Below are 12937 nucleotides of genomic sequence, written 5' to 3'. Positions count from 1 at the left end.
TGAACTGATCGACACTCCCCTCACACAGGCATGTCGGGCAGGGCCCCCACAAGGCCCTTCGCATCTACATGCACCAGACCAATTGTGCGTCTACACCTCCATCCGCGCGGGAATCCAATCGCATAGGAATCCATAATCCTGATCGCCTCGGAAAAATTACCTCCTCGAGTCTGGACCTCATGGTACAATTCATCTTCAGAAACAACTCGATATTCCTCGAGAATTCTAATTTCTGCTGGAATCCCCAATTGTGCGAGGCCACCTGCAAGGAGTAGATGGCGAGCCTGTGAAACACGGACATCTTCCCCCTGTGCTGCTGCAAGGGCATGATCCCAGGCCGTCGGTGATCCAGTGGTGTCAATAATGATGACGTGCCGTCGAGCCTGCCGAACCAATGCCCGCAAGGACGCCGCCAGATCGAGGGCCCAGTACAAGGACCACGCAGCAAGAACGGTGTCGAAAACCCTTCCTGTGTCCATGGGCCATTGCCCCTGGATCGTCTCGATCTTGACTTCCTCGGCTTCAGCATTCTCCGAAAGCACACGGAGCATGTCCTCTGAACGGTCTACGACAGTCACACGGCAGCCGCGTTGTGCCAGCGGAATCGCGAACCGTCCGGTTCCGCCGCCAACGTCAAGGATCGATGACTCAGGTTCGACGATGCTGGTCACGGTGCCGATCTGAGCCAGGGAACTGCACGTCAAACCTGCGTGCTGGTCGTAGACCGCTGCGTGCCCATGCCAAAACGCCTTTTCCTGTTCCAAAGATCTGCGCGCGGGGTCCGATCTCCTATCGTTCTCCCACAGTCCGAAGTAATCACTGATCCTCATCGGCGCCTCCCATGTTCATCGGGACCAATCCTGTGGCATCACCATCCTCCTACCACGGGAGGACGCTCCGATTCGACCGCCAGCACGATGCGCGACGAGGGGCTCGGGCAGCACGGTGGATGACATGTTGACGCCAACCCGATCCAACCCTCACGCCGTCGCCGAACCCGTCCCCGGCGCTCACCTCCGCACCCTGGGACTGACGAAGACCTACGGGACGACTCGTGCCCTCGACCACGTCGACATCGCCATCCCGGCCGGCCAGTCGGTCGCCGTCATGGGGCCGTCCGGATCGGGAAAAACCACCCTGCTGCACTGCCTGTCCGGGATCCTCTCGGCCGACTCCGGCAGCATCGAGCTGGGTCTGCCCGACCGCGTCGTCAACGTCGAGAGTCTCTCCAGCGAGGGACGGGCCCAGCTGCGTCGCCAGTCCCTCGGGTTCGTCTTCCAGCAGGGAATGCTCGTCCCCGAGCTCACCGCCGTCGAGAACACCGCCCTGCCTCTCATGCTCAATGGCGCCTCTCGGTCACAGGCCGTCGGGTACGCCGTCCAGTGGCTGAGCTCGATGGGACTGGGAGGCATGGAGGATCGACGCATCGGTCAACTCTCCGGCGGCCAGGCGCAGCGAGTAGCCATCGCCCGATCCCAGGTCATCGACCCGGCGATCGTCTTCGCCGACGAGCCCACCGGAGCCCTCGACTCGGCCACTGCTGTCGAGGTGATGTCCATCCTGCTCTCGGCGACGACCGGGAGGGGACGCACCCTCATCGTCGTCACCCATGACGAGGGCGTCGCCCGCCGCTGTCAGCGCATCCTGCGCCTGCAGGACGGCCGGATCGTCTCCGACGAGATGCGTCATTCCGACGGGAGGTGGTGACCATGACCACGAAGTCCACCATTGAACCGGGAACCGCGGATCAGCAGATCCCGTCGATCTCCGTCCCCGAACCGCTCACGACCAAAGCGGGACGCCCGGCGACCTCGTCGATCCTCGGCATGACCCTGCGCACCTCGGCCGCTGATCACTCGACCTGGCGGCTGCCGGTGGTCGCCTTCGCGGTCATCACGACGATCATCCTCGACGTCACCGGCGGTGCCGTCATGATGTGGCACCTGCCCGGTGAGAATGCCTCCTTCTACAAGCTGACCTCGTCAATCGCCGTCATCCTGCTGGTGTTGCCGCTGATGACCCTGGCCTCCTCGGCCGCGCGGTTGTCCGCCCGACGTCGCGACGACCGGCTGTCCTCCTTACGTCTCATCGGGGCGTCATCCCATCTGCTGCGGGTGGTCACCCTGGTCGAGGCGGGCCTGCAGGCTCTCGTCGGGTCCCTGCTCGGCATCGTCGGCTACCTCATCTGCGTGCCCCTACTGGGACGACTGTCCTTCAACGGCAGCCAGATTGGTGCGGGCTCGGTCCTGCTCGGCCCCGCTCCGGTGGCCGGGGTCATCCTGGCCCTGGTACTCCTCGCCCTCATCAGCTCCGCCATTGGTCTGAGACGGGTCGACGTCTCTCCCCTCGGGGTGCGAATGCGCAGTCAGCCCCGCTCGGTGTCATGGGTTCGGCTGGCCATCGGGGGCGCCATCGTCCTCGTCCTCGTCTCCTCGAAGGCTGTACTCAGCGTCCTCGGAGGTCAGACCGGCGTCGTCGGTGTGTACGTCTTCCTCGCCATCCTGCTGGCAGCCGTCGTCGAACTCGCCAACATCATCGGCCCTAAGCTGTTGTCGATGTACTTCAAGCACCGCCTCAACAAGGCCAGGACTGCCACCGACCTGGTCGCTGCCCGTCAGGTGCTGGAGAACCCGCGGGCTGCCTGGACCCAGGTCGCCTCCCTGGGAGCGGTGTGCGTGGTGGGAATGCTCGCAGGAACCGGGGCCGCCATGATGCAGGCGGCGGGCAACGGTACCAGCGCCGACCCGGCTGCCCAGATCATCGGGCAGGACCTGCAGACCGGCACTATCCTACTCATTGTCTTCGCCTTCGCCACGGTGGCCTGCTCGGTGGGCGTCAATCAGGCCTCTGCAATTCTCGACCGCCGCTCGGTCGAGGTGGGTCTGGACATCGTCGGGATGGATCTGGCCACTCAGGACAAGGTGCGACGGATCACCGTCATCTCACCAATGAGGTTCGCCATGGTGACGGGCCTGGTCGCCACCGGACTGCTGATCGTCCCGATGGTGGGGGTGGCCCTCGTCCTGAGGCCGGTGACAATCCTCGTGACGGTCGGCACCATTCTCATCGGTGCAGGCATGGTGCGGCTGGGTCTGTGGGCGACCCGTCCGACCCTGAATCGGGTACTTGCCGACGGACTGGCTCGGACCGAGTGAGAGAAGGCCCGACAAGACCGGACCTGGCGAGGGACGAGGTGATCTCGACGATCAACTCCGCTGCTCGTCGTCGGGGCCCTCGTCAATCCCCTCCATGCCGAATCGCCACACCTCGTCGATCCAACCCCTCCGCACCGAGCGGATCCGGCTGGTCACTGCAACGACACTAGCCAGGACGGCAAGACTCGCGAGGAGGGGTTTGTTCATGGTGCCACTCTAGATCGCTGCCGTCGCTCAGGCTTCGCTGGCGGTCAGCAGTTCCCTGGCACTGGTCTGACGCCGTCGCCCCACTGCGAGCAGACTGGCGATGAGGGCCGCCACCGCCCATATAACAACGGCCAGCAGGGATCCGAAGCTGGGATTGTTCCCGGCCACCACAGCCTGCTCCGCCTGCAAAGCAGGTCGCAGCGGGGAGATGGCGTCGACCCCGTGCACCGGGGCGGGGACGGTGCTCGCCAGCCCGGCAGCAACACTCGCCGTCACCAGGACGACGCTGATGAGCCGCCCCAGGCCATGCAACCAAGCGGCCAGGGCGTGGTTGATCAGGCCGAACATCGCCCCGATGAGGAGCAGCAATCCGCCCAATCCGATCGACCGTGGTACCGAGAGACCCAACACCACCCCGCCGATGACCGCCAGGCCAATACTCACCGCGACGGTCACGATGGCGCCGACCGACATCGTCCGGGCCAGCAGGCCCAGGGTCGAGCGCGCGGAGCTCAGCGCCCGCGAGGGAACTGTGCGAGCCACCAGCCAGGTCGCCAGAGCAGCGATCCAGGCACCAAGGATGAGCAGAACCGCCACCGCGGCCACCGAGGTCGCAATGGCAGGCCCATCCCCATTGACGGGAGCGGACACGACGTCAGCCAGCTTGGTGCGGTCATTCTGAGAGTAGGTCGGCACCTTCTTGGCCCCGGCCGCAAGCTCACCGGAGAACTTGCCAGTGCCGTCGGTGAGTCTCTGGGCCCCACCATTGAGTTTCGTCATCCCGGACGCAAAGGTGTCGACCCCCGCGGAAGCCTTCCTCACCCCGTCAGAGAGGTGATTCACACCGCCGACGTACTGATTGACTCCCTGCTCGAGCTTCGAAGTCGAGGCGGCCGCCTTGGAGACCCCGCCGGTGTAGGCGTCAACACCATTGGCGAAGGTCACAGCCCCCGCGGAGAGCTTGGCCCCGCTTCCCTTGAGTTGCTGGGACTTGGCGGCCAAGGTCTGGGCGCCAGTGGCGGTCTGATGGATGCCATCTCGCAGCTGGGCGACCTGGCCGACCACCTTGGGCAGTCCGGTACGTATCTCGACCGTGAACTTGTCGACACCCTGGGACAGCTGCGAGGAGCCGTCAGCCAGCTGGTCGATGCCGTCGTCGATGCTCATGCCGGAGTTGGGGTCCTTGACGGACATCGCCTTGACGGCCACCGCCGATCCAGCCCTCACCCCGAGGGCGTACCCGTCGGTCATGGCCTCGCGGACGAGAGGCAGCAGGTTCTGACAATCCTGTGCGGTGTGCCTCTGGGTGCAGCGTGCCATGAAGTCCGCCTCACCCTTGGACAAGGACTCCTTCTTGAGTTCGGCGGTCTTCTCCCCGGAGGCGTACTGACGAATCTCGGTGCGATATCCGACCAGGCCATCGGTGAATTGGTCGATGCCGTCCGCTAATTGGCTTGCCCCGTCGGTGAGCTGGTTGAGCTGGGAGGTGTCGATCTTGCCGGTGGCCGCGCTGACCTTCTGGTCCATCGTCGTCAGGCCAGCGGACAGCTGACCGATTCCGTCGACGACCTTGCCGGTGCCATCGGTGTAGGTCGTCACCCCGCTGGCCAGACCGTTCGCACCGTAGCTGAGCTGTTTTCCCTTGTCGGACAGGATGTTGAGGCCACCCGATAGCTGGGCGACTCCGTCGGTGAGCTTGCCGCCACTGGTCTTCAGCTGCTGGGCTCCTCCGCTGAGCTTCGTCATGCCAGCGGCCAAGGTCCCCGCCCCGGCGGCTGACTTCTTCGTGCCGTCGGCAAGTTTCGTCGCCCCGTCATCGAGCTTGGCCGCAGCGTCGGCCATCTTGCCCATCTGCTGGGCGAAGCGGTTGAAGCCGATGTAGACGTTCTCGAGGTACCCCGAGGTCAGGGTGGTGTTGAGGGAACGCCGCGCCACCTGGGCGGTGAGGGCCGCGATGGTGGCGTCGGAGACCGGGGAGGTCTGGGAGGTGGTGACGTCGATGAGGGCTGGCTTGGCCTTGGCCGCGTCATTGGCGGAGTAGGAGGTGGCGTCGGACGAGAAGGACTCTGGGATCGTCACGACCGCCGAGTAGGTGCCGTCTCGCAGCCCCTTGGCGGCCCCGTCGGCGTCAGTCAAGGTCCAATCGACGGTGTGGCCGTCAGTGGTGTGAGAGCCAGAATCGACCAGTTCCGCGGTGAGCTGGCGTCCGATGGGAACCAGCCGTCCACCGACCTTGACGGCCTTGTCCTCGTTGACAACCGCCGCCTTCACCTGGCCCAGCCGGTCAGTGGTCCGCCAGGTGGTGCCGACCAGGCCGGCCACCACCACCAACGGTACGAGGATCAGGGCGACCACCGCCGGCCACCGCAACCTGATCGTGGAGTGGGAACGTTCGGTCATCATCGGGTACCTCCGAGAGATGGCTCGGGTTGGTGTTCGGTCAGGTCATGAACGGCCTGTGGCTCCAGCCAGTCAATGCGGCCGGCACGCTGGGCTCCCAGGATCACGGCGGCCTCACCGGCCTGGTTCACCTCGACAATGAGGGATTCCAGCTGGTCGCGGTGGGACTGCTCGACGATCTGATCAGCGTGGTCGATGAGGAACAGACGCGGTGGGCGTCGCGGCGGATGGGTGAGGGCTGCCACGGCTGCCTGCAGTTCCTCGGTGAGGTTCTTGTCAGCGGCATCGATGAGCCATGCCACCCGACGCACCACGGAGGCCCGCTCAGGGAGGAGACGGCCGCCCGACCTCATCCGACCGTGGTCGATGGCAAGTCGTCCCCCGGCCGCCAGCAGCACGGCCGTGACCGAGCCCGGTGACCCCACGACGGCCTGCACCTCATGTGGCTCGACGTGCAGGTCGAGGTCAGCGAAGAGACCATCGACCCCGATCCCCTCGGCGTGCAGAGTCTCGGTATGGTCAGGGGTAGGCCATTCGGCGAGTCTCTCCTCGTGGGCAATCCCCTCCCCCTCGATGTCGAAGCGGGGCAAGCGGCGATCCAGCCATCCGGGCAGCCACCAGGCCTTGTCACCGAGCAGGGCCATGACGGCCGGGACGAGGGTCATTCGCACCAGGAAGGCGTCGGCGAGAATGCCGATGGCCAGGGCCAGGGCGATCTCCTTGATGGCGTTCATGCCTTCTGGGACGAAGAAAGCGAAGACCGAGAACATGATGACGGCTGCGGCCGTGACGACCTTGCCCGAACCGATGAAGCCCCTGATGACGGAACCACTGGAGTTGCCGGTGTGGACATACTCCTCACGCATTCGCGACACCAGGAAAACCTCGTAATCCATGGCCAGACCGAAGAGGATGCCCATGACGACGATCGGCATGAAGGAGATGATCGGGACTGGACGGTCGAGGTTGACCACCGACAGGCCGATGCCTCGGTTGAAGACCAACTGCGCAGCTCCGAAGGCAGCCAGCACTGAGAGCAGATAGCCGACAGTCGCCTTGATGGGGACCGCGATCGACCGGAACACCACCGTCAACAGCACCAGACACAGCCCGACGACGAAGACTCCGAAGGGCAGCAGGGCGGCCCCTAGACGGTCGGAAACGTCGAGTTTGATGGCCGTCAGTCCGGTGACGGCGGTGTCGACCCCGTACTCGTCATGCCATTCGGCCTTGTGGTCTCGCAATTCGCGGACCAGGTCGTTGGTCGCCTCGTCGGTGGGACCCGTGGTCGGCAGCACCTGGACCATGGCGGTGTCGGCGTTCTGGTTCGGTACTGCCACAGCGACGGTGTCGACGCCGGGGAGCTTCTCGATGTCGGCCTTGAGCCCGTTGACGATCTTCATCGGGTCGGTGGAGGTGACGATGTCGGCGGTGACGATGACCGGACCGTTGAATCCCGGCCCGAACTTCTTCTCCAGGGCGTCGTAGGTCTGCCGGGCCGTGTTGTCTGCGGGCAGTTCTGCGGCGGTGGGCAGGCCGAGGTGGAGGTCCTTCATCGGAACGACCAGCGCCCCCAGAGCCACCACGACGACGAGGATGGTCGCCAGCGGGACGCGGGTGACGGTGTGTACCCACCACCCGAAGATGCCGCCGGAACGTTCCCCCTTACCAACCGCATTGGTGCTGGTTGACGGTGTCTCCGTGCCGGCTGTGGCATCGTCGTTCCTGCTCGCTCTGGCTGTCACCTGGGCTGGTTTCGGCCCCCGTCCGCGACGAGATTTCCGCGGACGCAGTCTCTCCCCCATCAGGCCCATGAAGGCCGGCAGCATCGTCAGGGCGATGACGACGGCGAGAGCGACGCCGACGGCGGCGAAGACGCCCATGACGGTGAGGAAGGGGATCTTGGCGATGGCCAACCCGATGAGAGCGATGACGACCGTCGTCCCGGCGAAGACAACGGCCGACCCCGACGTCGCGACGGCTCGAGCAGCCGATTCCTGTACCTCGAAGCCGTCACGCAATTGATCGCGGTGGCGGGAGAGGATGAACAGGGCGTAGTCGATCCCGACGGCCAGGCCCAGCATGACGGCGAGCATCGGGGTGACGGAGTTGACCGTCGTGAACCGGGTGAGGATCGCCATGATCGCGTAGGTGATGCCCACCCCGAGGACGGCTGTGATGATCGGCATCCCGGCTGCCACCAAGGATCCCAGGGTGACGGCAAGGACGACGAGGGCCACCCCGACCCCAATGACCTCGGTGATCGACAGGGAGGGCAGCATCGCCTCGAAGGCCTGGCCACCGACATAGACGTGTGATCCCGACGGCAGGTCGGCCTGGATCTCGTGCCCCAGCTGTTGCAGATCATCACGTCCGGAGTCGGGAAAAGTCACCGAGCTGACCTGCCCCAGTTCAACCTGAATGACGGCCGCGGTGTGATCCTTGTTAATCATCCCGGAGACGTGCTTGCTCCAGGGCGAGGTCGCCCCCGTTACGTCCTTGAGGTCCTTGAGCTCCTCGACACCTCTCTCGATCCGGGAACGAATGGGTTTCGACGAGATGTCGGTGCCATCGGGCACGGTGATGACGACGTTGGCGCTCAACGCGGAGGCCTGCGGGAAGGTCACCTTGAGGTTGTCGTAGGCCACCTGGGAGGGGGCGCCCGGGATGGTGAAGGAGTCGTCGTAGTCGCTCTGCAGGGCGACCATCCCCACCCCAAGCAGGACCAACAGGCCCAGCCACAGGGCGACGACGGTCTTGGCCCTGCGGAAGCAGCACTCCCCGACATCGTGAAGGAAGGAGGACATCATCACCCCGCAATGAATTCGCCCGAGCACCACTCGATACAACATCGTATTCGATGCAGTATCGTATCCGATACATCGTCGTATTCAACCCTCGAGGTCTCCAGGAGCGTCATGTCCACCACCACAGTCTCTACTCGTCGCGCAGCCACCCAGGCACGACTGGCCGACGCCGCTGCCGCCGTCTTTGCCCGCAAGGGGGTACCGGGGTCGACCGTCGAGGAGATCTGCGAGGAAGCCGGGTTCACCCGCGGAGCGTTCTACTCGAACTTCGATTCCAAGGACGAGCTGTGCATGGCGGTGTTGAGCCGTTACGCCGAGAAGAATCTGGCTGTCCTCAGCTCCTCCTTGGATTTCCCCAATGACGGCCAGGACGCCCTGCGGGATCGAATCCACGACATCATCGCCCTCTTCTCGTCGGCGGTCGGCTCGGACCCGACGACGGTTGTGGCGATCCTGGAGATCACCCTCGAGGCAACACGAAATCCACGACTGCGGGAGGCATACCAACACGTCGAGGCAGCCATTTCCCCCGCCCTGCGCGAGATGGTGGAACAAGCCCTGCGCGACCACGACGTCACGACGACGATCAGCGTCAACGACCTCATCGAGGTCACCCGTGCGGTCTTCGACTCCCGGGTGCTGGCGACCATGGCGTCAGGGCGAAAGGCCGACATCGACCGGATGACCAACCAGCTGACGACGATGGTGCTGGCCTTCATCCGTCCACTCTGACACCGTCACATCGCCCCCGGAATCACGCAGCCCGGGAAAACACCACCGGCCCCGCACAAGTGCGAGGCCGGGGACGGGTCGAGGGTTCGGGAGATCAGTAACCCAGGATCTTCTTGCGCTCGGGCAACCACGCGATGGCGTCACGGATGCCATCGGCCGGGGTCAGCTCCGCACTCCACCCGAGCAGGTCCTTGGCTCGGCTGGAGACCGTGTAGGCGCCGGCGACATCGCCGGGGCGCGGCGGACCGTAGACGACGTCGAGAGGCTTGCCAGTGCCCTCCTCGAAGGCCTTGACGAGCTCCTTGACGGTGACGCCGTTCCCGGTACCGATATTGAACACCTGGTACGGGTCTTCGGTGGTGACCTCATCGAGGTGCTCCAAGGCGGCGACGTGGGCGCGGGCCAGGTCCCAGACGTGAATGAAGTCCCGGATGCCCGAACCGTCACGGGTCGGCCACTCAACACCGGTGACGGTGAAGGTGGAGTCCTCCATCCAGGCGTCGATCATCTTGCCGAGCACGTGGGTCGGGTGCTCGATCTGCTGGCCGGTGCGCAGCTTCGGGTCCGAACCGATCGGGTTGAAGTAGCGCAGGCTGAGGGCCTTGAGGTCGGAGGCGTGGGCGGCGTCACGCAGGATGAACTCCACCATGAACTTGGTGGTCGCATAGGGGGAACCGGGGTCCAGTGCGGACTGCTCGGTCACCTTGAATTCTTCGTCAGTGGCATAGATCGAGGCCGAGGAGGAGAACAGGATGCGGTGCACGCCGTTGCGCTCCATACCCTTGAGCAGGGCGACGGTCTTGCCGACGTTGTTGTCGTAGTAGGTCAGCGGCTCATCAACCGACTCCGGGACGATGATCTTGGCCGCGCAGTGCACGACGGCGTCGATCTGGTTCTCGGTGAAGACGCGGTCGAGCAGGTCCTGGTCGGCGATGTCGCCCTGGTAGAAGGTGCGGTCGCGGACGAACTCGCGGCGTCCCGCGGACAGGTCGTCCAGGACGACGACCTCGTGGCCTGCCTCCTCGCATGCCGAACCGACCGTCGATCCGATGTAACCGGCCCCGCCGGTGATGAGAATCTTCATGGGAACCTTCCGTGTCGCCGTGATCGTCAGTCTCAAGTCTAGGGGGCGGCTTACCGACCCAGCCGGCGGGCGAGTTGTGTGTGGCGAAGCGGTCACCGACCGTGCGCGTTGCCACCCCACACACCGTCACCCGACATCAGAAACCAATCCACCATGGGTTGGACGGTCTTCCTAGACTGGCGGTCATGGAGGAGACCGGATCGCAGACCTCGACCGCGGACAACCGTTCCAACGGATCCCGCGGATCCGGTGTGCGTGCCCGCCTCAACCGCTTCAACCCGACCCGCAACAACGTCCCGCAGATCTCCATCCCTGGCATGGAGGAGGTGCTGGACCCCAAGCTCGACGACGGTCGTCCGGCAGACACCGAACGGGCCTGGTGGGGAGACGTCACCCTCACCCTCGTGATGGCCGTGGTGACGATCGTCCCCTATCTCGTCAGCCTGGTCGAACGACCCCATCCCGAGTACGCCGCGGCCCTCGTCTCCTCCATGATCATGGTGGCCTCGCTGCCGATGCGCCGTGAACATCCCCTGCTCATGATGACCCTGGTGGCCCTCGGCGGGGCCATCCAATTCATCTTCGTGCCCTTCCCGGTGCTGAGCATCTTCATCGTCCCCATCGCCTCCTACTCGGTGGCCAGATGGGTGGACGGCCACGAGTCTCGCTGGGTGTTGTGGGTCGGAGCGCTGGGTTCAGTCATCGGCCCGATGAGATGGCAGCTCACCATCGCCGCTGGATATGACCCCACCTCGGGGACGCCGTGCGTACTGCTGATCCTTGCGATGGCGGTCTGTGCCGGCTTGGTCCTGACCCCCTACGCGGTGGGACGACGACTGCGCGAGTCCGCCCTCATCGACTCCCAACAGCGTATCGCCAAAGCTCAACGCTACCGAGCCATCCTCGCTGAACGTGAGCAGCAGGCCAGGGTCGCCGAGGAACGCACCCGCAGCGAGATTGCCCGCGAGCTCCACGACATCGTCGCCCACTCACTGTCGGTCATGATCGTGCAGGCGGAGGGCGGCAAGGCCTTGGCGACGAAGAAGCCGGAGAAGGCCCCCGAGGTCCTCGACACCATCGCCGAGACCGGTCGCGAGGCCCTCGTCGAGATGCGTCGCATCGTCGGGGTGCTGCGACAGGACACCGACGCCGACTACTCCCCCTCCCCCGGGCTGGCGGAGATTCCCGAACTCGTCGAGAAGTCCGGGGTGAAGGTCACCTTCACCGTCACGGGACAGGAGCCGGTCGTCTCCCAGGCCCTCGGTCTGGTTGCCTACCGAGTCGTCCAGGAGGCCCTCACCAACGTCCTCAAACATGCTGGCCCAGGCGCTCACGCCTCAGTGACCTTGGCCTATTCGCCTACCGCAATCCATGTGGAGATTGTCGACGACGGGTATGGAGACGCCGTCCAGGGAGATGGGCGCGGCCACGGGCTGCAGGGCATGCGTGAGAGGGTGACGTCGATGGGCGGACGACTGTCCGCGGGGCCTCGCAAGGAGGGCGGGTTTTGCGTCATAGCGAAGCTGCCGGTCCAGGCTGATTCCCGCCAGAGATGAGCTCGGTTCCGTAACCACTCACCTCAACAGTTCAGCAAGGAACTCGAACCGCTCTGGGTCTCGCGGTACCCAGGCGAGCAGGTCTTCGGGTGTGAGCGGATCCGTGGTCCCGTGCGCTCGCGACGTGACGATGGCTCCCACCAGGGCTGCAACATCGAGCTTTCGGGTCAACGAGACCTGCCATTCCCAGCTCCAGGCCAGGCCAGCCACGGTGGCGTCTCCGGCGCCTGTGGTGTTGACCGGATCAATGGCCACTGCCGGAACATGGACCTCCTCACCAGTGCGGGAATCCACACCGACGATCCCGTCGCCGCCACATGTGACAATGACAACCGGCACGTGCTCGGCGAGGGCTCGCGCCGCCCACACCGGGTCGTCGGTACCGGTCAGTCGCATCGCCTCAGCTGCGTTAGGCGTGTAGCAGGTACATCCTGACACGGCCTCGAGCACCCCGGATTCCTGCCCCTCCTCAAATCCATGGTCTGCAATCACCGGGATTCCGGCATCGCCGGCTTCGTACAGCCAGGCGTCGGCGGGAATTGAGACATGGGTGACTACTGCGTCGACTCCGTCAAGACTAGGAGCGGGGAAAGGGACTGGTAGCGCCGTTTCCACGGTCGTCATAGCCCGCTCGGTGCCACACGCCTGGCTCATCGTCACCGGGAGCGCCCAGCCCGGGTTGATCGGGCTCGGGGCCAGATCGATGCCCCAGTCGATCAATTCACGACGACACACCTGCGAGTTGAGGTCGTCACCTAGACCCGTGAGCAATTGCACCCGTGCTCCCAGGCTTGCTGCAATCCGAGCCGTGTTGGCAATCCCACCCCACGTGGCGACGAAGTCCGTGCCGTAGCGTTCCTCCCCCAGCGCAGGCAGCTGCCCGATTCCAGAGATGACGAGGTCGCGGTACGTAATACCTGCGGCGAGCAGCCGAGGATGGCGGTTGACGGGCATGGGCGTAGCTCCTGTGCGCGATTGGTCGTCCCCCAGCATAAG

General features: G+C 64.8%; 10 protein-coding genes. 4 read left to right on the top strand and 6 right to left on the bottom strand.

Annotated features, from left to right (window positions below; translation table 11 throughout):
- Positions 1-20: 20 nt before the first annotated feature.
- Positions 21-830 (bottom strand): class I SAM-dependent methyltransferase, encoded by an 810-nt coding sequence (locus ACP8ML_RS00380; protein WP_065672956.1) that lies wholly within the window; start codon positions 828-830, stop codon positions 21-23.
- Between the two features lie 124 nt (positions 831-954).
- Between ACP8ML_RS00380 and ACP8ML_RS00375 the strand changes: the two genes are divergently transcribed.
- Complete coding sequence (locus ACP8ML_RS00375) at positions 955-1707, top strand: ABC transporter ATP-binding protein (protein WP_065673068.1); 753 nt, start codon at positions 955-957, stop codon at positions 1705-1707.
- A 2-nt stretch (positions 1708-1709) separates the two neighbouring features.
- A complete protein-coding gene (locus ACP8ML_RS00370; RefSeq protein ID WP_117188278.1) occupies positions 1710-3155 on the top strand; it encodes an FtsX-like permease family protein in 1446 nt (481 codons plus the stop codon).
- A 51-nt stretch (positions 3156-3206) separates the two neighbouring features.
- On the opposite strand, the gene ACP8ML_RS00365 is transcribed toward ACP8ML_RS00370, so the two are convergent.
- From ACP8ML_RS00365 to ACP8ML_RS00355, 3 genes are read right to left on the bottom strand one after another with little or no spacing between them, the layout of a single operon-like run.
- Complete coding sequence (locus ACP8ML_RS00365) at positions 3207-3362, bottom strand: hypothetical protein (protein WP_016666663.1); 156 nt, start codon at positions 3360-3362, stop codon at positions 3207-3209.
- A 27-nt stretch (positions 3363-3389) separates the two neighbouring features.
- Positions 3390-5765, bottom strand: a complete 2376-nt coding sequence (locus tag ACP8ML_RS00360) for a YhgE/Pip domain-containing protein (RefSeq protein ID WP_117188280.1) — start codon at positions 5763-5765, stop codon at positions 3390-3392.
- Positions 5762-8572, bottom strand: coding sequence for an MMPL family transporter (locus ACP8ML_RS00355; protein WP_117188282.1), 2811 nt, complete (start codon positions 8570-8572; stop codon positions 5762-5764). The genes ACP8ML_RS00360 and ACP8ML_RS00355 overlap by 4 nt, the downstream gene beginning before the upstream one ends.
- Positions 8573-8680: 108 nt before the next feature.
- On the opposite strand from ACP8ML_RS00355, the gene ACP8ML_RS00350 reads away from it, so the two are divergent.
- Complete coding sequence (locus ACP8ML_RS00350; protein WP_117188284.1) at positions 8681-9301, top strand: TetR/AcrR family transcriptional regulator; 621 nt, start codon at positions 8681-8683, stop codon at positions 9299-9301.
- Between the two features lie 94 nt (positions 9302-9395).
- Here ACP8ML_RS00350 and galE read toward each other — a convergent pair whose 3' ends face one another.
- On the bottom strand, positions 9396-10385 hold the full coding sequence (gene galE / locus ACP8ML_RS00345; RefSeq protein WP_036901580.1) for a UDP-glucose 4-epimerase GalE: 990 nt from the start codon (positions 10383-10385) through the stop codon (positions 9396-9398).
- A gap of 185 nt (positions 10386-10570) precedes the next feature.
- Here galE and ACP8ML_RS00340 point away from each other — a divergent pair, with 185 nt between their 5' ends.
- Entirely contained in the window at positions 10571-11941 is a 1371-nt protein-coding gene (locus tag ACP8ML_RS00340; protein ID WP_065672952.1) for a sensor histidine kinase, read from the top strand.
- Positions 11942-11959: 18 nt separating this feature from the next.
- Here ACP8ML_RS00340 and ACP8ML_RS00335 read toward each other — a convergent pair whose 3' ends face one another.
- Entirely contained in the window at positions 11960-12934 is a 975-nt protein-coding gene (locus ACP8ML_RS00335; RefSeq protein ID WP_171048505.1) for a carbohydrate kinase family protein, read from the bottom strand.
- Positions 12935-12937: the final 3 nt, after the last annotated feature.

The sequence above is a fragment of the Cutibacterium sp. LaCa_255 genome (assembly GCF_057458005.1).
This window is presented reverse-complemented; position numbering and strand designations above follow the sequence as displayed.

Coding starts and splice junctions, on each gene's coding strand:
- ACP8ML_RS00380 (WP_065672956.1), bottom strand. CDS start 830: ATGAGGATCAGTGATTACTTCGGACTGTGGGAGAACGATAGGAGATCG.
- ACP8ML_RS00375 (WP_065673068.1), top strand. CDS start 955: ATGTTGACGCCAACCCGATCCAACCCTCACGCCGTCGCCGAACCCGTC.
- ACP8ML_RS00370 (WP_117188278.1), top strand. CDS start 1,710: ATGACCACGAAGTCCACCATTGAACCGGGAACCGCGGATCAGCAGATC.
- ACP8ML_RS00365 (WP_016666663.1), bottom strand. CDS start 3,362: ATGAACAAACCCCTCCTCGCGAGTCTTGCCGTCCTGGCTAGTGTCGTT.
- ACP8ML_RS00360 (WP_117188280.1), bottom strand. CDS start 5,765: ATGATGACCGAACGTTCCCACTCCACGATCAGGTTGCGGTGGCCGGCG.
- ACP8ML_RS00355 (WP_117188282.1), bottom strand. CDS start 8,572: ATGATGTCCTCCTTCCTTCACGATGTCGGGGAGTGCTGCTTCCGCAGG.
- ACP8ML_RS00350 (WP_117188284.1), top strand. CDS start 8,681: ATGTCCACCACCACAGTCTCTACTCGTCGCGCAGCCACCCAGGCACGA.
- galE (WP_036901580.1), bottom strand. CDS start 10,385: ATGAAGATTCTCATCACCGGCGGGGCCGGTTACATCGGATCGACGGTC.
- ACP8ML_RS00340 (WP_065672952.1), top strand. CDS start 10,571: ATGGAGGAGACCGGATCGCAGACCTCGACCGCGGACAACCGTTCCAAC.
- ACP8ML_RS00335 (WP_171048505.1), bottom strand. CDS start 12,934: ATGCTGGGGGACGACCAATCGCGCACAGGAGCTACGCCCATGCCCGTC.